Source organism: Streptomyces sp. NPDC045022 (genome assembly GCF_056432605.1).
The window spans coordinates 1-19,897 of the sequence record NZ_JBWKIR010000017.1 but is presented as its reverse complement, the minus strand read 5'-3'; the positions used below and the strand labels follow the sequence as shown (position 1 = coordinate 19,897).

The following is a 19,897-nucleotide window of genomic DNA, read 5'->3' as shown; positions in this document are numbered from 1 at the left end:
GATCGGTGCCTCTCGCGCCCCATGACAGGCCGACCTCACCCCGGGCATATGCCCTAGCCATGCGTCCCTGGCTCCGCCTGAAGCTTCCCGTGGCGTATGCCGGGTGCGGGTGATGCGCCCCCGGGTGTGCCGGATGGTGATGCCCTCAACTCACCGCCGCGTAGTTCTCGTACACCTCGTCGTCGTCGAGGGGCACGATCCCGATACCGCGCTCGTATTCCGAGCGAGCGGTTTCCAGCAGCCTTCGCCAGGAGGTCACGGTGGGCCGCCGGCGCAGCAGTGCGCGGCGCTCCCGCTCCGTCATGCCTCCCCACACGCCGAATTCGACGCGGTTGTCCAGCGCGTCGGCCAGGCATTCGGTGCGTACCGGGCATCCGGTGCACACCGCCTTGGCCCTGTTCTGCGCTGCTCCCTGAACGAACAGTTCATCCGGATCGGTAGTGCGGCAGGCAGCCTGCGCACTCCAGTCGGTTACCCAGCCCATACCGGCGCCGTCCTCTCCCGAATCGAGGCTCCCCCACGGCGGCAGCGGCATATTCACCGCCGCCAGTTGAGGACGTTACGGAAGGTGGGCACAACGCAACACCCCCTTCGGGCCCAATCTTGAATGGCCCGAACGGACTATGGGTAAGCGGCAGATCACCCGCGGGAGTGAGCTGGCGACGTATGCGACTATCCCGGCAATCCGGGACAGCTGTGGTGCGCCACACCGGGCGCCAGGTGACACACGAGGCGGATTCGGACACGTTCCCTGCAGAAAAACGGGGCACGACCGGAACGATTCGGGGTCGCCGGACGTATTGATACGTGGCCGCACTGCCGTGACAGTCGAGAGCAGCTTAGGCCAAGGCCTGCGCGCCTGTCCGGAAAATGGGAACGTAGGCACCTTGCTTCGTCGCGCCGTGCCGCGGACCGGCGCACTCCGGCGCAGTCCGCCCGTACGTCACGATCCGGCACCCGAACATCCCGACAGGGAGCCGGTCCCTCGGAACGCTCATAGGTACGGATTAGGCTGCCCCCATGCCAAAGAAGCGCTCGGGCGGTGGCCTGTCGACGACGCAGCAGGCCGCCAAGTTCCTCGGTGTCAGTGTGCTCGCGGGAGCCGTCATGGCGGGCATCGCGCTGCCCGCGGCCGGAGCGCTGGGCCTCGCGGCCAAGGGCTCGGTCAAGAGCTTCGACGAGACCCCGGCCAATCTGAAGAGTCCCCAGCTGAGTCAGCGCACGACGATCCTGGACGACCGGGGCCACCAGATCGCGACCGTCTACTCCCGCGACCGTACGGTGGTCGACCTCAAGGACATCTCGCCGTACATGCAGAAGGCGATCGTCGCGATCGAGGACTCGCGCTTCTACAAGCACGGCGCGATCGACCTCAAGGGCGTGCTGCGCGCTGTGAACAAGAACGCGCAGGAGGGCGGGGTCGCCCAGGGCGCCTCCACGCTCACCCAGCAGCTGGTGAAGAACTACTTCATCGAGGAGGCCGGCGACGACCCGACGAAGGTCGCCCAGGCCACCCAGCAGACCCTCGGCCGCAAGATCCGCGAGCTGAAGTACGCGATCCAGATCGAGGAACAGCTCGGCAAGAAGAAGATCCTCGAGAACTACCTGAACATCACCTTCTTCGGTGAGCAGGCCTACGGCGTCGAGGCCGCCGCCCAGCGCTACTTCTCCAAGCACGCCAAGGACCTGAACGTGCAGGAGGCCGCGCTGCTGGCCGGCATCGTGCAGTCCCCGAGCCGCTACGACCCGGTCAACGACGAGGCCGAGGCCACCAAGCGGCGCAACATCGTCCTGCAGCGGATGGCGGAGCTCGGCAACATCTCCCAGAAGGAGGCCGACCAGGCCAAGGAGAAGCCGCTCGGACTGCACCCCAGCCGGGCCAAGAACGGCTGCATCACCGCGGTGAAGGGCGCCGGCTTCTTCTGTGACTACGTGCGCCAGGTCGTCCTGACCGACCCTTCCTTCGGCAAGACCAAGGAGGCCCGGGCGAAGCTCTGGAACCAGGGCGGCCTGACGATCCGTACGACGCTCGACCCGCAGGCGCAGCGGTCCGTGCAGGCCTCCGTCAAGCAGCACGTCTACAAGAGCGACGCCGTCGCCACCGCCGCGACCATCGTCGAGCCCGGCACCGGCAGGATCCTCGCCATGGGGCAGTCCCGCCCCTACGGCGTCAACACCAAGGACCACGAGACGTCGATCAACCTGTCCGTGAACCAGGACATGGGCGGCGGCGCGGGTTACCAGCCCGGTTCGACGTTCAAGCCGATCGTGGCGGCGGCCGCGATCGAGGGCGGCAAGCCCGCGACACAGCAGTACTCGTCGCCGTACGAGATGACGTACCCGAGCCCGGTGGCGAGGTGCGACGGCAAGTTCTGGCGCGACGACCCGCGCAAGCCGACCAAGCTGACCAACGAGAACGAGTCGGAACACGGCCCGTACGGCATGAAGGAGGCGACCGCCAAGTCGGTCAACACCTACTACGTGCAGCTGATCAGCGACATCGGCATCTGCCCCGTCACCGACATGGCCAAGAAGATGGGGGTGGCGCGCGCGGACGGCCGCAAGATCCAGCAGGCCCCCTCCATCGCGCTGGGCACCCAGGAGATGTCCCCGCTGACGATGGCGAGCGCGTACGCCACCTTCGCCTCGCGCGGTATGTACTGCACCCCGGTCGCCATCGAGTCGATCACCCAGAAGCTCGGCAGCGAGCAGAAGTCCCTCCCGGTGCCGAAGTCGACCTGCTCGCGCGCGATGTCCGAGACGACCGCCGACACGGTCAGCACGCTCCTCAAGGGCGTGGTCGAGGACGGTACGGGTCAGGAGGCCGGTCTCGACGGCCGCGCGAGCGCGGGCAAGACGGGTACGACGGACGAGCGCTTCGCGGCCTGGTTCGTCGGCTACACCCCGAACATGGCCGGCGCGGTCTGGGTCGGTGACCCGCAGCACAAGCGCAAGATGATCGACATCACCATCGGCGGCGTCCCGCACGACAAGGTGTTCGGTGGTGAGGTCCCGGGCCCCATCTGGCGCGACATGATGACCGGCGCCCTGGAGGGCAAACCCGCGCCGGACTTCAACCTGGTCGACATCCCCGACGAGGACTCCGGGGACGGCCAGGGAAAAGGCGACAGGGGGGCGGACGAGGGGACCAACGGGGACACGGGACAGGTGATCGGCGGACTGATCGGCGGACTGACGGACGGGGGCACCACTGACGGCGCCACCACGGGTGACACCACCGCCGGCGCCATCGGCGGCACCCTCCCGACCCCCACCTTCTCGCTCCCCGGGAACTTCATCCAGGGCCAGGGCAACGGCGGCCCCAACGGGCACGGCAACGGCGGACAGCGGGGCTAGAGCCACAGGTACGACGGCGGGGCCGCACCCACATGGAGGGTGCGGCCCCGCCGCCGTATCCGCGCTGCCGGTACGTCCGTACGTCCCCGTATCTCCGTACTTGGCGGTGTGCCCGGTCGCTCAGTCGCTCAGCCCTGGAGGAGCTTCTTCACCGCGGCGGCCACACGCCCGCCCTCGGCCTGGCCGGCCACCTTGGGGTTCACGATCTTCATGACGGCGCCCATCGCCCGCGGCCCCTCGGCGCCGGCCGCCTTCGCCTCTTCCACGGCCTGGGCGACGATCGCGTTCAGCTGCTCGTCGGACAGCTGCTTGGGCAGGTACTCGGCGAGCAGCTCACCCTCCGCCTTCTCCCGCTCGGCCTGCTCGGCACGACCACCCTGCGCGAAGGCGTCCGCGGCCTCCCGGCGCTTCTTCGCCTCACGGGTGATCACCTTGAGGACCTCGTCGTCGGAGAGCTCCCGCTTCTCCTTGCCCGCGACCTCCTCCTTGGTGATCGCGGCGAGCGTCAGCCGGAGCGTCGAGGAACGCAGCTCGTCGCGCTCCTTGATCGCGGCGTTGAGGTCGTCGTGCAGCTTCGACTTGAGCGTGGTGGTCATGCGGTCGATTGTCGCAGGTGTGCCGGCCCGAACGCCCGCTGATTTAGCGGCCGCCGGTCTCGTCGTCCTGCCGGGGTCTGACACGATGGTCGTATGCGCGCGCGATACGGAGTACCCCTGGGAATCATGGCGGCAGGCGCCGCCGGACTGGCGTACGCGGCGGGCTTCGAGGCCCGCTCCTTCCGCCTCCGACGAGTGACGGTCCCGGTCCTCCCGCCGGGCATGCGCCCGCTGCGCCTGCTGCAGGTCTCCGACATCCACATGGTGAGCGGCCAGCGCAAGAAGCAGCGCTGGCTGCAGTCGCTGGCAGGCCTGCGTCCGGACTTCGTGATCAACACGGGTGACAACCTGTCGGATCCGCGGGGCGTGCCGGAGGTCATGGACGCGCTCGGCCCCCTGATGGAGTTCCCGGGCGCCTACGTCTTCGGCTCCAACGACTACTACGGCCCCAAACTCCGCAACCCGGCCCGCTACCTGCTGGAGAAGACGAGCGGCCGCCACGGCCTGAACGGCAACCCGCCGGCGGTGGGCGCGATCCACAACCCGTGGGAAGACCTCCGCGACGGCTTCGACGCGGCGGGCTGGCTGAACCTGACAAACACGCGGGGCGTCCTGAAGATCGAGGGCGTGTCGATCGAACTGACCGGCCTGGACGACCCGCACATCAAGCGCGACCGCTACGCACGGGTGGCGGGCGGCCCCTCCGGGACCTACGACTTCTCGATGGGCGTCGTCCACGCCCCGTACCTGCGCACCCTGGACGCCTTCACGGCGGACGGCTACCCCCTGATCCTGGCCGGCCACACACACGGCGGCCAGCTGTGCATCCCCTTCTACGGCGCCCTGGTCACCAACTGCGACCTGGACACGGACCGGGTGAAGGGCCTCTCCACCCACACGGCCGAGGGCCACACCTCCTACCTCCACGTCTCCGCGGGCTGCGGCACCAACCGCTACACCCCGGTCCGCTTCGCGTGCCCGCCGGAGGCGACCCTGCTGACGCTGGTGGGGCGGGACTGACCCGGCTGACGCCGGTGGGGAGGTGAGGGGGAGCAAGGAGGGCCACCGCCCCTCTACCGCTCCCACCTCCCCCTCCCACCTGGGCGTAACCCACCTGGGCTAGCCCGCATGGCCCCGGTCCTCCCCCGCTCCTAGCGTGAGGGCATGACCGCTCCGATACCCAGGGAGATCCCGGACCTGCCCGCGGTCCCGGGCCCACCCCTGCTGCTCCCCGCCCCGGTGCCGGCCACGGCGGTGGTGGCCCCCGCCCACCGCCCCCTGACAGGGATCTTCCGTCTGCTGATCGCCCTGGCGGCCGCCGCGGGCGTCACCCTGCAACTCCTGCTGGGCACCCCCGCCCGCACCCTCAGCTACTTCAGCGTCCAGGCCAATGTGCTGCTGGCGGTGGTCATGCTGCTGTCGGCGAGCAGGGCCTGGCGGGCCCGCCGCCCGCTCCCGTCCGCCGTGACGGGCGCCGCACTCCTCTACGTCCTGATCGCCGCACTGGTCTACCACCTGCTGCTGGCCCACACGACGCCCCCGTTCTCCATGACGGGCGCCACGGCGCCCCCGGAGCGCTGGCACGCCCAGTGGGCGGCACTCCAGAGCCTGCACACCCTGGTCCCGGCGGCGGCCCTGCTGGACTGGCTGCTCCTCACCCCCGCGGCCCGCCTGCGCCTTCGCCAGGCCGCGACCTGGCTCCTCTACCCCCTGGCCTACCTGGCGTTCTCCCTCGCCCGGGCGGCCTTCCTCCCACCCTCCAACCCCTCCCGCTACCTCTACCCCTTCCTGGACGCGGCCGCCCACGGCTACCGCAGCACCCTGGCCAACGCCCTCCTTCTGGGCCTCGCGATCTACGCCCTGGCCGTCCTCCTCGTGGCCCTGGACCACACCCGCCCGACCCCGGTCCGCCATCGCGTCTAAACCGGATTTCGTCTACAGCCAGCAGTGGGCTAAAGTAAACGTCGTCGCCGCGACAAGCAGCGACATCGGGGTGTAGCGCAGCTTGGCAGCGCGCTTCGTTCGGGACGAAGAGGTCGTGGGTTCAAATCCCGCCACCCCGACGCCGTAATACCAGGTCAGGGGCCTGATCCGCATCGCGGGTCGGGCCCCTGAGTGGCTCCGGGGGCCGTTTTGGGAGCGGTTTGGGAGCCAACGTCGGAACCCGGCTCCCCTGGTCGCTCCCCTTCCTCCCCACCATGGCAGCGCCCGACATGTCACGGAGTCCCGTTGATGCGTTCTACCGCGACAGCGGACTCGGGCAGGCTTACGTCTCAGCGTCGTTGGACGACGGGTCCTGCCGCTTCAGTCGCTTCAGCACGCGCGATGTCGCGGGCACGGCAGTCTCAGACCACCAGCGTCGCGTGTGCGGAGCCGCGGAGTTCCCCGGCGACGCGGCCGGCCGGCGCGCACTGTGGCGTCTGGTGTCCGTCACACCGGACGAGGTCTCCAGCACAGTGCTGACCTACGGGCTGCGGCCCGTCGGCAGCGGCTGGCGGGAACGTGCCCTGCGAGAGCGGGCCGACCATCACGCCGAAGCCCATCTCACGCCACGCGATCTGCACGACCTGCAGCTGCGACTACCCGCTGGAACAGTGATCCACATCTGTGAGAATCCGCGTGTAGTGGAAGCTGCAGCGGACGCTGCCTGCATCCACCCCCTGGTGTGCACATCCGGCAGCGCCGCCACGGTGGTCCTCACACTCCTCGACGCCCTCGCCGCCACCGGCTGCCGTTTCGCGTACCACGGAGACTTCGACTGGCCGGGCATCGCTCTGGCGAACCGGATCATCCGCCGTTACGAAGCCCAGCCATGGCGCATGGGCGCCGAGGACTACGAGCACCTGACCGCTCGCAGCCAGGCCGAGGGAACCCCCCAGCTGCCGCTCGACGGCCAGCCCGTCAGCGCGGCCTGGGACCCGGGTCTCGCCCCTGCGATGACCGCTCTCGGGGGCGCGCTCCATGAGAAGGTCACCCTCGACCTTCTGGTGGACGACCTGCCGGGTCAGGCGCAGGAACGTCTTGGGACACGCGGCAGGCGCTCAGGGGGCCGTCCCCGCCGCAACCCGGAGTCGCCATTCGCCGACCGCGGCTACGATCACGACGTCTACCGTGACCAGGCCCGCGAGCGAGGCATCGTGCCTGCGATCGCCCGCCGCGGCGCAGGGCTGGGCACCTACCGGTGAGTGGTCGAGAGGACCTTCGCCTGGCTCCACGGCTTCCGGCGCCTGCGCATCCGCTAGGGAACGGCGGGCCGACATCCACGAAGCGTTCCTCAAACTCGCCTGCTGCCTCATCCCCCACAGGCAGCTCGGTCATTGCGCTAGCCGTTGTTAACCTTGCCGAACTTCATGGTCGCCATCGGATCAGGGCAGGCATGGCGGCATGATCGGTGCCTTCCATTGTCACGATGACCTCCCGGCCCGTCGCCGCTCCCAGCCAGGTCACGAAGGCGCGAACGGGCGCGAAGGTCGCCTCGTCGACCACGTCGGAAGGATCGAAGCTGAACTCGATCTCATCGAGGTCGAAGAAGTAGCAGGTGAACCACACACCATCAACGTCGATGGCCAGGCTCGCCGATTCCTCCGAATCCTCCCCGAGTCGGGACCACACGGCAGATGCGTCCAAGGCGCCGCTCTCCGTCGTACCGGAGAGCGTCCAGGTAAGGACATAGCGCCCCGGGACTGCGCGCAGTCCGTCGAACATGCGCCGCCAGTCGTCGATCGTAGCGTCGAGGACGCAGACGTCCCGCAGTGCTCCGTCTGCGACGAAGTCCGCTTCCCGGTACGTCGGTTCGGTCTCGTGTTGCCTCGCCATCACAGGAATCCTTCGAAAGTGAGCTGGCCCCCACGCCAACTTCAGCGGGCGCCCCAGGCTCCTGTCGGCAGCTTCAGCTCGTGAGCCGCGTCAAGGCATCGTCGTACCCCAGGGCGTTCTCAGGAAGCAGCTCTTTCATCCTTGTGAAGAATTCTGTGCCGGACCGCTGCAAGGCGTCCACGAGTTCCCGTTCCCCGACGGAAACGGTCCGCTTGACGTCATCATAGGTGAGCGACACGAGGACGAGTCCACCACCCAGGCGTTTGAACGACAAGCGGATCGGCTGATCCGGGAAGTAGGTCGACGCTTCGCCCTCGTTCGCGAGTTTCCGGAGCATGTCGCCGATATACGCCCATAGTTCATCGACATAGTCCCAGAGCACCTGGTCCAGGATCCGTACGCCGTTGATGGTCATATCGATAGCCCCCTCGACATACGAAGGATCCGCAGGAGGAGAGCCTGCCTCCGCCACGTCGACGAACGATCCCGACTTGGTGCGCAGGTAGGACGTGATGTCGATCATATAGCCAGCCTACTTGTCGAGGGTTCCGGGATAAAATTGTCCGACGCGGCCATTCTTGATACCGAGGACGTAGTCCACGCCGTTTACTCGACCCTCGATCTGATACATGCCCATCGGACCGCGCGAGACGAGTTTGTCCCGGTTCTGCTTCAGCGTCTCCGTGATGGCATCTTGCACATCCTGGACGGACATTTTTCCGTCGAGGAACGACTGCTTTGCTTTGACAGACCCGTCCCAGTATTCCGGGTGATGCCTTTCCAGGACATGCGCCATGCCCTTCTTGTCGAGCACGAACTCATTGCTACCGAACTGGTATTTCCGGCTCTGCCAGCTCTTGAGCGCGTTCTCGACCTTGCACGTGAACAGGCCCAGCGGATCCGACTCGCTCCCCGGGTTGCCGACATAGGCATGAGGGTTGGGGCCAGGCAGGAGGCCCATTGGGTCCGATGTGAGGTATCCGCCCGTTTCGGGGTCGTAGTAACGCAACAGGTTGTAGTCGAGGCCCGTCTCGCCGTCGGCGTACTGCCCCGGGAACCGAAGCCGGCAGTCCACAGTCTCCTCAGAGTCCGCGGCTGAGGGGAACTTGGTGCCCCAGAGTGTGGTGCGGGACTGCCACGCAAGTTCGGCGGAGAGGGAGACCAGTTCCATGGGCGTGCCGACGGCGTCCGTGATCACGGCGTGGAAACGTGGCCTCATGTCAGGGCTGCTCTCCTCGGCCAGTCGGGCGAGGAAGGAAGTCTCGGCTGACGACGCCCGCCGGTCGGTCTGCGCGACTGGGCGATGGGTCCCTGGCTCATAGTCCCAGGTGGTGATCCTTCCGTCCGTATCGATCTGTTCCGCAAGGCGCGTGTCGTCCCACGAGAAGTCGATGCGATCCGCTGCTGAACCGTCCTCGTCGACACGATGTTTGGAGATGCGCCGACCCATCGGGTCATAGCGGTAGAGCCAGTGGTCACCGTCAGGTGTGACCACCTCTTTCAGCCGGTCCTCGGCATCCCATGCATACATCCAGAGGCGCTTCTGCCCGTTGAGTAGCCTGCGCGTCCGGCGGACCAGGCGCCCCTGTGCGTCGTACTCGAACGTCGTGCGTCCCGCCTGGCGGACGAGTGTGCCCTCGAACTTGCGCCCGCCTTCTGAGGCGTGGCCGGGGGCCGACGCTTGGAGCAGGTTGCCGGCCGCGTCGTAAGCATAGGTTTCGGTCCATCCGTGTGCTCGTACCCCCGTGACCCGGCCCAGGGCGTCCAGGTCGTAGCGACGCGTACCGGAGGTCAGTTCGCGGATCTCCGTGAGATGTCCGTCGGCCCGGTGAGCGTACGTGCGGTGCTGGAGCAGGCGCTCCGGCCCCGCACCTGTCAGAGTCGACACCAATGACTGATCACTCAACCGCCCGGTCGGACTCCAGCTCTGGGTCAGCCTCACCGCCTCACCCAATCGTCGCTCGGTCTCACGCCCCGCCTCGTCGTAGGTGAAAGCGACCGAGCCCGCCTCCGAGCGCAGCATTATTGGGCGTCCAGCCGCGTCGTACGCCCATTCCGATGCCAGACCGGAGGGTGTCACGCGGCGAGTACGACGACCGGCGGCGTCGTACTCGAAGATCGATGGCCGACCGTTGACTGTTTCCAACAGGATTCGCCCCAGCGCGTCCCGCTCGAACGTCACGTCGGCGTCCGCATTGACCGCGCGTCGGAGGCCACCGTCCAGCCCGTATTCGTACGTCGTGATCTCACCGGAGTCGTCTTGCCGAGTGATGACCCGGCCGCACGCGTCCAGCGTGAAGCGCATGACCTCGCCGGTGCCGTTGGTCCGGGCGATCAGTTCTCCCGCAGCGTTGTGCGTGTACGTCAGCGTGCGCCCGTTGAAGTCCGTCTCCGCGATCAGCCGGCCGACCTCGTCGTAGATGTACGACCAGGTCCGCCCATCGGGGTTGGTGACACCGGTCAGGCGCAGTTCGGTGTCGTACGTGAATGCATACCGGGAGCCGTCCGGGTCAGTGCGGGTAGCCGGGAGGTCGAAGGGCGCGGCTGTCTGACGAGTGGTGTTGCCCGCTGGATCAGTGTGGGTGACGAGATTGCCCTCGGCGTCCCATGTCCAGGACTCGCGGGTGCCGTCGGCCAGTTCACGCCAGGACGGCTTGCCCTCCGTGGTCCAGCCCAGGCGGCTGACGTGGCCAAGAGGGTCGGTCACCTCGATGACCCGGCCGAAGGGGTCGCGGCGGATTGTCGTCGTATGGCCCAGTTCGTCTGTCACAGCGATGGGCAGGCCCGCAGCGTCATACGCCACCGTGCGGGTGTGGCCCAGAGCGTTGGTGATCGCCGTCGGACGGCCCTTGTCATCCAGGGCGTACCGTGTCTCAGCCCCGAGCGGGTCGACGGTCTTCAGCAGGTTTCCCCGCTCGTCATAGGTGTGCTGCCAGACAGCGCCGCCCGGTTCGATCACCTCAGTCGGTAGACCGAGCCCGTTGTAAGCAGCCCGGGCCACCTTGCCATCAGGATGGGCGAGTTCAACCAGGTTTCCGGCGCGGTCGTAGGCGTAGCCGGTCCTGCGGCCGACGGGGTCCGTGACCGTCAGTGGCTTGTCGCCGTACTCGTCCCATTCCGTGCGGGTGACGTGCCCGAGCGGATCGGTCTCTTCCACCACCAGGCCCTCGGCGTTGTAGCGGTGGACCGAGACGTGGCCCTGGGAGTTTGTGTACGTCGTCGTGCGTGCGGTGTCGTCGTAGGTCAGGGTGCCGGAGAGGATGCCGTCGACGCCCTCGGTACGGGTCACCCGGCCGCGGTCGTCGTAGACGTAACCGAACCAGGTGTCGTTGCGGTCGGTCCAGCGGGTGACGCGGCCCTCGGTGTCGTAGGTGAAGCGCAGGGGTTCGCCGCTGGAGTTGATGACCTCGGTGAGGTTGCCGGCGGTGTCGTAGGCATAGCGCATCACCACCGTGCCCTCGTCGGTCGCGGGGTTCGGGTGGTAGCGGGAGGGCGGCTCGTCCAGGAGGCGCAGGGCGGTGATGCGGGGGCCCTGGGTGTCGACGGCGACGTAGTAGCCGCCGGAGTGGCGGATGCCGAACGGGATGCCTTCGTCGTCGCGTTCGACGTCGATGCGGTTGCCGTTGAGGTCGGCCCAGGAGTCCAACGCGAGGTGGAAGACGCCGAAGGTGGGTGAGGGGACGGGGGCGGCGAAGGTGCGGGTCACGCCGGTGGCCGGGTCAGTGACCGTCATCGCGCTGTCCGGTTTGCCGTCCCACTCCAGCGGCCAGCGCGGGCCCTTCACCGGCATGGTCGCCACGCCCGGTTCCGGTACCGGGTAGACCAGGCGCATGCCGTCCGCCGCGGCGAAGACGACACCTTCGCCGTCGATCTGGAGGCACTCGTCCAGGGTGGAGATCCAGGTCGGGCCGAAGCAGACGCCTCCCCGGTAGGAGGAGAGGTGGGTGCGGGTGAACTCCAGGGGCAGGCTGCCGGGCAGGGTCAGGTCGGTCTGCGTCATCAGCATGGCGCCGGTCGCCACGTCGATCGGCTCGCCGACACACGGGGTGCGTTCGGCGTTGCGGGCCGCCGGGCCCAGCTCGACCAGGTCGGGGCGGAGGGAGGGCGGGCGCAGCAGCAGGGGGGTGGTGTCGGCGAGGCCACCTTCCATGCTCGCCTTGAGCAGGCCGCCGCCCGCTCCCAGCGCGCCGCCGAAGATCATGCCATCCTTGGCGGCCTGGTTGACCTCGTCCAGGCTGAAGCCCTGCTGGAGGCCAGCGGCCATCTTCAGCGGCTGGGCCACGGCGAGGTCCACGGTGACCGACTCGACCCCGCCGAACGCGGCGGCGACCAGGGTGCCGGCGGCGATCTCGGCCACCGTGGTGGAGACGGCGACGCCCATCGTGGCGCCGAACTCGATGACCGCGTCCGCCGCAGCGACGGCCGCCCCTGAAGCCAGGCCCGCGGTGAAGAAGGCCAGCGCCACCCCGCCCGCGATCACAGCCGCGTCGATGCCGATCTGCGTCCAGAGCTTGTTGATCGCGTCGTCGATGGCGTCGGCGAACTTCTCCAGCGCCTTGGCCATCTCCCGCGAGGACTTGGCGAGGTCGCTCAGCCAGCCGCCATCCTGGTCCTTGGCGTAGCGGCCCCAGAACTTGTCGAACGCCTCGATCGAATCACCGGTGTTGTGGTGGATGACCGAGGACGCGCTGCGGTGCACGGGGGTACGGACGTCGTCCACCGAGTCGGCGAAGGCACTCCAGGCCTTCGCCGCCGCCCGCAGCTTGTCGGCGTCGGCCTCGGGCCACCACATACCCAGCTTGAGAAGAATGTGGCGGGCTTTGTCCTCAACGCTCACCGGCACCGTCGCTCTGCTTGTCGCTCTTCACTTGCGTGAACATCCCGGCGATGAGCTGATCGTTGTCCACGTGCCCGTCCGACAGGTCCACCAACGCCTCGTGAATACTCGTCAGGCCGAGCACCAGCACCCCGGCCGCGCTCTCGATCTTCTTCTGCTGCGGCTTGTAGGCGTTGCCGAACTTGTCGCCCTGCTCGTCGTGGCCCCAGGGCTCACCCAGCCCGTCCAACGTCTGGATCAGCGTGGTCAGCGCCTTGCTCAGATCGATGGCTCCCTGATGGAAGGCCGGAGCCGCTGCCTTGATGTCGGCGGTCTTGATATCCAGGACCTTGCCGGGCACCTTGCCGTCACCCACCGATGAACCCCCGTTCGCAGTCGCGGCTTCCGACCATAGGGCAGACGGGTAAAGGAAGTGTCATGCCGGCAGCCTGCGCGTGTAATGGTGCCCGTCCAGAGTCGTCTCCGAGTCCTCCTGCTGGCTGGCCGTGATGGCGTTCCCAGGAGCGGGTGGGTGATCGCCTCGTTGGCCGGGAGATGACGTCGCGACTCCCTGCCGGCCGAATCTCTGCTGATCGGCTCCGAGGCGGCCTCGGTCGAGCAGATCGCCCCCGGAACGGTTCAAGTCGCCTTCGGCGACACGGTCCTGGACGCCGATCTGGTGGTGGCGGCCGACGGCATCGGCAGCAAAGTGCGCAGCCGTCTCTTCCCCGGCCACCCCGGCCCAGTCCACAGCGGCTCGACGGTGCTGCGCGCCATCACCGAGCATGCGGTCGACCTGCGCACCGACTTCGAGCTGACCTGGGGCCGAGGCGCGGAGTTCGGGCACATCGCCTTCCTGGACGGGCGGGCCGAGTGGCACGCCGTCCTCAACCTCCCTGCCGGAACGCGATTCGCCGACCCACTGGCCGAACTGCGCCGCCGGTTCCACGCCTGGCACGACCCCATCCCCGCCCTGCTCGACGCGACCCGGCCCGACGCTGTTCTCCACCACGACGTCAACGAACTCCACACACCGCTCCCCTCGTATGCGGTCGGACGGATCGCGCTGCTCGGCGACGCGGCACACGCGATGACCCCCAACCTCGGACAGGGCGCCTGCCAGGCACTGGAGGACGCGGTCACCCTGGCCGCCGCCCTCGGCACCGGGCCCACCATCGAAGCCGCGCTCGCCCGCTACAACGCCGAGCGCCGGCCGCGCAGCCAAGCTGTCGCGCAGGCTGCCCGGCAGGCCGGGCGCATGGGCCAGCAGCTCTCCCATCCACTGGCCGTCACGCTGCGGAACACGGCGATGCGGCTGACACCGTCCCGCATGGCAACGCGCATGATCCTTCGACACCACGCCTGGGTCCCGCCACAGCTGAACTGATCCGGTTCGCGCCCTGCCAACTCACCACGGACACCTGCCGGGACAAGTCGAGCTAAGGGTCTTGCCGTCGGCGGTCACGGCGGGCAGGGTGTCCGCGTGCCTGCTCTTGTTCCGGACGACCTCACGCAGGGCCGAATTACCAGCTACCTCGCAGAGACGGCCTAGATCTCGAAGGTGGCCGCGCGGTGGTGGCGCTGGGGCCCCGAAATAGGCGAGGCGGCCGGCGCCCTGAGAGAGGCCGGGCTTCCTGTCGATCTGGCGGAGCATCAGCCACGGTCAGGAGCCGATGGAATGACCTCAGGGACACGTCCTTGAGCATCTCCGACGCGCTCGAACGCCTGCATGGCACCCCGGACGGCGAGCCTGACTAGACCGTCCGCCCGCCCCGCCTGGGGCGAGACGGGCGGCCCGGATCGGTCGGTGCCCGGGTCTGCCGGCTACGGGTTGAAGTTGAACGTGAAGTCCGGGGCGGTCACGGTGAACTCCAGCATGAGGATCGTCCGCGAGCTCGAGTCCGAGACGTTCGAACACCACTCGAAGGCACTGCGCGGGACCGTCTCCTGGTATTTGTCCCGCCACTCGGTGCTGTCGCCCGCGTAGGCGTAGCAGTACCAGACCGGGTTGACGGCTTGTGCGTCACCGCCGTAGACGACGGCGGTCTCCCCGGGGCCGATCCGCCACCAGCCCTCCTTCCGCCAGTTGCTGCTGGCCGAGCAGTTGGGCTGGTACCGCTCGACCATCGCCCAGATTTCGCGCTCGTAATTGTTCTTGAACCTCAGCGCCACGGCGCGCCTCCTACTCCCCGCTCGGCTGCCTGCGGGCAGCCGGGCTTCCGTCGGACCGGGTCAGAGCGTTTTGCGGGATCGGATTGTCGGTCCCACCGGGGGGAGCGCCGGACCGGCCCGCTGCGATGGCACGCTCCAGTGCCTCTTCGTCCGCATCGGTTTTCGGATCGACCGCCTCGGCAGCCTCCTGAGACATGGGATCTCCTATCTCCGTCGGTCAGTGCAGCGGAGAGGTTCCCGGGAGAAGGCGCGGCGTACCGCAGCGGGGTGGGGGGGTGCCTCGTACGGGGCCTCGGCACAGGGCCCGATCAGGCTAAATAGCCTGCCGCCGCCCGCATCATCTTGATGATGGCCTCCGCGACGCCCCGCACCACGACATCGGGCTCACGGGGTCCGTGTACGGCCATGGGCAACCCACGCCGTACGAAGCCCCGCCGCGCCCACTCCTATATCCGTCTCAGCGTTGTCCCCGACCATCCCCCCTCCGGCGCTGAGCCGGACGCCGCACAGCGCGGCGGTAGCCTCGAAGTGCTCGTACGCCGGTTTCCTGGCTCCGATCTCCTCCGAGACACAGATGCCGTCGAAGTGCGACGCAAGCCCGGTCGCGGCGAGATTGGCCCGTTTAATGTCCCCCGCTTCGTTCGTCGCGATGCCGAGCGTCCACCGCGCACCGCACAGCGCTTCGAGTCCTTCCCGCACCTCCGGGAGGCAGCGCACCGACCGCGCGACGCCGTCGACGTACTCGCGCCAGAGGTCGCCCGGGTCGTCGCCGAGCCCGAGCGCCTCCCGCAGATGGACGAAGTCCGCCGGATAGGCTCGCTCCCAGAGCCGTTCACAGAGGACGGACTCCGATCCCCCAGGCAGTCGCCGCGATCGCGCGAAGCCACGGGCCCAGTCCTCCAGGCCCCCGTCGGTCGATCAGGGCCAGGTCGAAGAATGCAAGCACACGGCGACGCTACGCGACCGACGGCGGGCGCTTCACGGCCGTTCCAGGAAGCTCCCACGGGGGACAAAAGGTGGCCAAACGCAACAGCCCGCACCGCACCGTCGCGGACAACCACGGACGGAACACGGGCCGTTGGACCTGGCCAATCACTCGCCCACAAGGTCAACTACCCCCGAAATCGCGTTCGGGACGAAGAGGTCATGGGTTCAAATCCCGCCACCCCGACAGCTAAGTAGCAGGTCAGAGGGCCCTACCGAATCGGTAAGGGCCCTCTGACGTTGCTGCGTGTCTAACTGCGTGACTATCGATTCTGAGTGTCTACGAACCTCGCGGGTTGGTGCCGAAGATCCCGTCCATGACGACGGCCCCTGTCTGGATCACGGACCGGATCTGCTTCCGGTACACCTCCTCGGTCACAGCGGTTCCAGAGTGCCCGACGAGCCGCGAAATCTCCTCCAGCGGGACCCCCCGGTCGGAGAGCAGGGACACGAAGCTCTGCCGCAGCTCCCGCGGAGTCCACTCATCGGCGTTGATCCCGTCGATGCCCTTGAGCGCCTGGCGGAAGGCGCGGCGAACGTTGGCAGCGTCGAGCGGCTTGCCCACGGCCGAGGAGAAGACGAGGCCGTGTTCCTCCCAGTCGTCACCAGCGGCGAGCCGGTCCCATCCCTGATCTTCGAACTGCTGCCAGAGGGCATCGACGCAGCGCGCCGGCAGAGCAAGTGTGCGCCGGGACTTGCGAGTCTTCGTGTCCCCGCTCCGCCGGACCGACCGCCAGACGGCGATGTGCGGAGGCTGAGGCGAGTCGAGGTCCGGCCGGCCTTCAGGAAGACACCTCGTCGAGCAGTTCGGCCGGGAAGGAGACTGAGCGAACCCCGGCCGCGGACTTCGGCGCCTTGTCGAAGAGTCGGCCGTCCTGCAGCTCGGCCTGAGCCCGGCGCACGGTGACCGTCAGCCCCTCCAGGTCGATATCCCGGCGCCGCAGAGCAGCCAGTTCCCCCGAACCGCAGAGTGGTGAAGGCCGCCAGGAACACGAGCCTGATGCGTCGAAGGTCGCGCTGTACCGGCGATCCGCCGGGATCACCGGACAGGCATGTCGCCGCGGGCGCTTCAGCGCACGCACAATGTGACCTGGAGGACGGTCCGACGGGCTCTGGGCGGGCAGTGGCCGCAGCCGCGGAAGAAGCAGCGGCGCGAGGAGTCCCGGCTCGATCCCTACACGTCACTGATTGACGGCATGCTGCGGGCTGACCTGGACACTTCTCCCGAACAGCGGCACGCTGCCCAGCGCATCCATGACTGCTTGGTGGAGAGCCATCGGCTTGTCGCTTGTCACCCGCGGCGCGCCCCTGGGTGATGTAGCGGTAGAGCAGATTGAGTCTGCCGCTGTATACGAGCTCGCGCGCCGCTCCGTCCCCGCCCGTGGGTGAACGAGGTCTCCACCCCGAAGGCCGATTGAGTGACTGGAGCGTCACCCTCCGTGCACGGACACGCAATGTGTGGTGCGCTGCCCACGTCAAATCCGGTTGTCGGGCTCGGACAGCGACGCCCGCCTTGGATCCGTGGACGATTGAAGGGAAACCCATGGTGCTCCGCGCACTGGCGGCGACTGGTGTCGCCACATCATTGTTCGGCTGGTCCGCCTTCGGCGCCAGCGCGGCTCCGCTCCCGCCGCCGGACCGGATCGTCATCGACAGCGTGGCGGCCAACGGTACCGGCTGCCCGCCGGGGACGGCCTCCGTGGCCACCTCCCCTGACAACACCGCCTTCAGCGTCACCTACAGTGACTACCTCGCGCAGGTGGGGCCCGGCTCCGCGCCGACCGACTTCCGGAAGAACTGTCAGCTCAACCTGCGCGTGCACGTCCCCGGTGGCTTCACCTACGCGATCGCGTCCGCCGACTACCGCGGCTTCGCGTCACTGGCGCCGGGTGCGTCCGGGACCCAGCGGGCCAGCTACCACTTCCAGGGCAACGCCACCACCACCAAGACCCATCGCTTCCAGGGCGGGTTCACCGGCAACTGGCAGACGACCGACACCGTGCCCGTCGCCGCCCTGGTCTTCGCCCCCTGCGGGGAGGAGCGCAACCTCGACATCAACACTGAACTACGGGTCGACCCCGGCACCTCGAGCCCGAGCGCCACCAGCTTCATGGCCATGGACTCGACGGACGGCACGATCAAAACCGTGTACCACGTGGCCTTGAAGCAGTGTCAGTGATCTCCTGGCGCTGCGATCGGCGGGTGCGTCCAGGCCAACGGCTCTCGTAATCGGTGGTAGCACCACGTGGTGATCATTGGAGGAGGATGCGCTGGCGGAGCAGGGGTAACTCGGCTCGCCCGCGCATCTCCCTCTTGCGGCACGCGAGCTGCCGGGTGACATCAAAAGTCAGCAACTTTGATCAAGCACCCGTCGTCGCTTCGCTCCTCCGGGCGGGCGCGGGCGGCCGGCGGCGCCCACCCCTGTAGCCGAGAGGCGCCAGCTCTATGTCCATCACCTCGCCCTGCGAGCAGATCTCGCTTCCGCGGGGCGTGTCAGCAGACGGACAGCGCCTCAGCGAAGTCGAGTGGTCTGCTGCTTGATGAGCCACCCAGATGATCTCTCGCGGCGGGCCAGCCCGCCCAGCACAGGTGTCAATCCGGCGCCGCCGCTTGTCCTGCGGTCCCGAGCGGGCGAACTGGACCTCAGCGGAGTTGGCCCTGGCCCGGCTCTCCCAGGCGAGCGCGTACGCCACGCGCTCGGGTGTGCGGCCGTACGGTGGCACTCGCGTGCCCTCATCACTGCCAGGGCGAGGTCGAATTGTTCCCTAAGGGAACGCCGATGGGCGTCAGGTCTGGGTCCGGCGCGCCAGATCAACGCGAAGGGCTACGCCCCCGGAGTAGATCGCCGTGCCGCGGCAGTTCGCCGAAGCAGGCACCCGCATGCAGCCCCGTCGGCCTTCTCCTGGCCGGACCGTGCGGTGAACCGCGCAGCGATCACGGGATGTAGATCTCTCGCGCCGGATGAAGATGATGACGTGCTTCCTGTCCGTCGGGGCGACGATGAGCCGGTGCCCTGTTGATCGACGATCTCGGTTGCCCCCTCAGCTCGCGTCGCCCCAAACGGCTTGCAGGTCCTCGCAGCGGACGGTGATCGACGCGTCAGTGAGGGCGATCTCGTGCACGCAACCCCCGTCCTCGCCCGGGAGGATCTCGTCGAGGAGCACGGTGTCGACCAGCATCCAGTCGATTGAGTGCTCATAGTCGATGGAGAAGTGCGTCACTCCTGAGTAGCTGATGCGAAGCCCGGCGTCGTGCTTCCACTGGTTCGGGGAGAATTCCAGGGCAAGCCCTCCGCTTTTGTCGGTAGGCACCCGGATACCAGCCAATTCCAGATCCTTGACACAGCGGCTATTACCGTGCCCCAAAGCGTAATGCGCCGGATCCGACGCGAATTCCCTTGCGCCGGTCGGCAGTTGATCACGAAATTTGGGGAGTTCGGCCAGGTAGCCCCTCGGATCAACGTAGAACCCGCCATCATTCCAGACGGCCGTCACGTACTTCATTTGCAACCTTCCGCGGCGAGAGGCGGTCGCCTCCATTTATCTCCCGAAATGTCCTCAGTACCCTTCGGGCCGATGCGGCCGACTTTCCGCAAATCGTAGATGACCCGTCCCTCGGGGTCGGCGTACTGTCCGGGAAACGCAGCGGGCAGTCGACTGGCGACGTCGCTTCGTCCAGAGCCGGAAAGGGAGTGCCCCACAGGCTGGTACGACGCTGCCGGACCAGATCTCCTGTCGCGGAGACCAGCTCCGTGGATGTACCGAGGGAGTCGGTGACGACTACGTGGAACTGCACGTGCCGAGTGGCGCCGCGCGCAAGCCGTCGCCGACTCTGAGGTGTCTCGTCCGTCAGACAGATGTATCAAGTCGACGGGGACCCACTCGTCCATCGCGCTCCACTTTGTCGGTTGTGTATCCAGAGCTTGCGTGCACGACACGGGCAGAGTCCGACAAGGATGACGTGGACATCATGAAGGTTCGGCCTCCGACTCCCAGTGAATCGCTCCGGGTCTGATGGAGGCTCGATTCCCTGAGAGGATCGAGTCATGGCACGTCCGTCCCCATACCCTGCTGAGCTTCGTGAACGTGCGGTGCGCATGGTCGCGGAGATCCGTCCGAACTACCCGACAGAGTGGGCCGCGATAAAGGCGGTCGCG

General features: G+C 67.8%; 13 protein-coding genes, 1 tRNA gene and 5 pseudogenes. 8 read left to right on the top strand and 11 right to left on the bottom strand.

Annotated features, from left to right (window positions below):
• Positions 1-145: 145 nt before the first annotated feature.
• A complete protein-coding gene (gene wblA / locus AC07C1_RS26955) occupies positions 146-484 on the bottom strand; it encodes a transcriptional regulator WblA (protein ID WP_478943217.1) in 339 nt (112 codons plus the stop codon).
• Between the two features lie 536 nt (positions 485-1,020).
• Between wblA and AC07C1_RS26950 the strand changes: the two genes are divergently transcribed.
• Entirely contained in the window at positions 1,021-3,357 is a 2,337-nt protein-coding gene (locus tag AC07C1_RS26950) for a transglycosylase domain-containing protein (RefSeq protein WP_478943012.1), read from the top strand.
• A gap of 128 nt (positions 3,358-3,485) precedes the next feature.
• On the opposite strand, the gene AC07C1_RS26945 is transcribed toward AC07C1_RS26950, so the two are convergent.
• Entirely contained in the window at positions 3,486-3,953 is a 468-nt protein-coding gene (locus tag AC07C1_RS26945; RefSeq protein ID WP_478943010.1) for a GatB/YqeY domain-containing protein, read from the bottom strand.
• A 93-nt stretch (positions 3,954-4,046) separates the two neighbouring features.
• Here AC07C1_RS26945 and AC07C1_RS26940 point away from each other — a divergent pair, with 93 nt between their 5' ends.
• From AC07C1_RS26940 to AC07C1_RS26920, 5 genes and pseudogenes are all read left to right on the top strand, one after another.
• Positions 4,047-4,973 (top strand): metallophosphoesterase, encoded by a 927-nt coding sequence (locus AC07C1_RS26940; protein WP_478943008.1) that lies wholly within the window; start codon positions 4,047-4,049, stop codon positions 4,971-4,973.
• A gap of 144 nt (positions 4,974-5,117) precedes the next feature.
• Complete coding sequence (locus AC07C1_RS26935) at positions 5,118-5,876, top strand: Pr6Pr family membrane protein (protein ID WP_478943006.1); 759 nt, start codon at positions 5,118-5,120, stop codon at positions 5,874-5,876.
• Positions 5,877-5,942: 66 nt separating this feature from the next.
• Positions 5,943-6,016, top strand: a tRNA-Pro gene (locus AC07C1_RS26930).
• Between the two features lie 135 nt (positions 6,017-6,151).
• Positions 6,152-6,421 (top strand): annotated as a pseudogene (locus AC07C1_RS26925) (TIGR02679 domain-containing protein); the annotation flags it as partial.
• Positions 6,410-7,289: pseudogene (locus tag AC07C1_RS26920) on the top strand (DUF2399 domain-containing protein). The pseudogenes AC07C1_RS26925 and AC07C1_RS26920, both read left to right, overlap by 12 nt.
• A gap of 12 nt (positions 7,290-7,301) precedes the next feature.
• On the opposite strand, the gene AC07C1_RS26915 reads toward AC07C1_RS26920, so the two are convergent.
• The 4 genes from AC07C1_RS26915 to AC07C1_RS26900 all read right to left on the bottom strand — a co-directional run bounded on the left by AC07C1_RS26915 (position 7,302) and on the right by AC07C1_RS26900 (position 12,961).
• A complete protein-coding gene (locus tag AC07C1_RS26915; RefSeq protein WP_478943004.1) occupies positions 7,302-7,769 on the bottom strand; it encodes a hypothetical protein in 468 nt (155 codons plus the stop codon).
• Between the two features lie 73 nt (positions 7,770-7,842).
• On the bottom strand, positions 7,843-8,292 hold the full coding sequence (locus tag AC07C1_RS26910) for a hypothetical protein (protein ID WP_478943002.1): 450 nt from the start codon (positions 8,290-8,292) through the stop codon (positions 7,843-7,845).
• 9 nt (positions 8,293-8,301) lie between these two features.
• The gene (locus AC07C1_RS26905; protein WP_478943000.1) at positions 8,302-12,612 is read right to left on the bottom strand and encodes a DUF6531 domain-containing protein; all 4,311 of its coding nucleotides are present in this window, start codon (positions 12,610-12,612) and stop codon (positions 8,302-8,304) included.
• Entirely contained in the window at positions 12,596-12,961 is a 366-nt protein-coding gene (locus tag AC07C1_RS26900; RefSeq protein WP_478942998.1) for a hypothetical protein, read from the bottom strand. Before AC07C1_RS26900 ends, AC07C1_RS26905 begins: the two co-directional genes overlap by 17 nt.
• A 186-nt stretch (positions 12,962-13,147) precedes the next feature.
• On the opposite strand from AC07C1_RS26900, the pseudogene AC07C1_RS26895 reads away from it, so the two are divergent.
• A pseudogene (locus tag AC07C1_RS26895) lies at positions 13,148-13,972 on the top strand (FAD-dependent monooxygenase); the annotation flags it as partial.
• A 437-nt stretch (positions 13,973-14,409) separates the two neighbouring features.
• On the opposite strand, the gene AC07C1_RS26890 reads toward AC07C1_RS26895, so the two are convergent.
• The 4 genes and pseudogenes from AC07C1_RS26890 to AC07C1_RS26875 form a co-directional block, all read right to left on the bottom strand.
• Positions 14,410-14,757 carry a DUF1036 domain-containing protein gene (locus AC07C1_RS26890; RefSeq protein WP_478942996.1) on the bottom strand — a complete coding sequence of 116 codons (348 nt, stop codon included), beginning with the start codon at positions 14,755-14,757 and terminating at the stop codon, positions 14,410-14,412.
• Between the two features lie 384 nt (positions 14,758-15,141).
• A complete protein-coding gene (locus AC07C1_RS26885; protein WP_478942994.1) occupies positions 15,142-15,456 on the bottom strand; it encodes an HAD family hydrolase in 315 nt (104 codons plus the stop codon).
• Positions 15,457-16,021: 565 nt separating this feature from the next.
• A pseudogene (locus AC07C1_RS26880) lies at positions 16,022-16,525 on the bottom strand (tyrosine-type recombinase/integrase); the annotation flags it as partial.
• A 4-nt stretch (positions 16,526-16,529) separates the two neighbouring features.
• Positions 16,530-16,737 (bottom strand): annotated as a pseudogene (locus tag AC07C1_RS26875) (site-specific integrase); the annotation flags it as partial.
• A gap of 547 nt (positions 16,738-17,284) precedes the next feature.
• Here AC07C1_RS26875 and AC07C1_RS26870 point away from each other — a divergent pair.
• Positions 17,285-17,920, top strand: coding sequence for a DUF4360 domain-containing protein (locus AC07C1_RS26870; protein ID WP_478942993.1), 636 nt, complete (start codon positions 17,285-17,287; stop codon positions 17,918-17,920).
• Between the two features lie 862 nt (positions 17,921-18,782).
• Here the strand turns inward: AC07C1_RS26870 and AC07C1_RS26865 are convergent.
• Complete coding sequence (locus AC07C1_RS26865; RefSeq protein ID WP_478942991.1) at positions 18,783-19,244, bottom strand: hypothetical protein; 462 nt, start codon at positions 19,242-19,244, stop codon at positions 18,783-18,785.
• Between the last annotated feature and the right edge of the window lie 653 nt (positions 19,245-19,897).